The organism is Oleiphilus sp. HI0061, from assembly GCF_001635675.1.
In genome coordinates this window covers 1-518 of record NZ_LWFE01000773.1, presented here as the reverse complement: position 1 = coordinate 518, position 518 = coordinate 1, and the positions used below count along the sequence as shown (strand labels likewise).

The window sequence follows — 518 nt, the reverse complement described above, 5'->3', positions numbered from 1 at the left end:
GTCAAACGCTAAAAAATGCAGAGCGCTTTATAACGCCAGAGCTGAAAGCTTTTGAGGATAAAGCGCTGAGCAGTAAAAGTCGCGCTTTATCGCGCGAGAAAGCCCTTTACGAAAGCCTACTTGATGAATTAAATGAGGCGATTGACGCGCTTCAGAGGTGTGCAAAAGGGCTTTCTGAGCTCGACGTGCTTAGCAATTTTGCTGAAAGAGCTCACACTTTAAATCTCAATAGGCCGGAATTTAATCAGGGTAACACCCTGTTAATTGAAGAAGGCCGACACCTTATTGTTGAACAGCTCAGTACAGCGCCTTTTGTGCCAAACGATCTGATATTAGATCCAAAGCGAAAAATGCTTATGATTACCGGGCCCAATATGGGGGGGAAGTCTACCTATATGCGCCAGGCTGCTCTGATTATATTGCTAGCAGGTACAGGAAGTTTTGTTCCAGCAGGTAAAGCCTCAATAGGTGAAATCGACCAAATATTCACACGAATGGGAAGTTCTGACGATACGGCA

1 pseudogene is annotated in these 518 nt (G+C 45.0%); it reads left to right on the top strand.

The features are described 5' to 3' along the window. Positions 1-518, top strand: a pseudogene (locus tag A3735_RS09465) (DNA mismatch repair protein MutS); the annotation flags it as partial.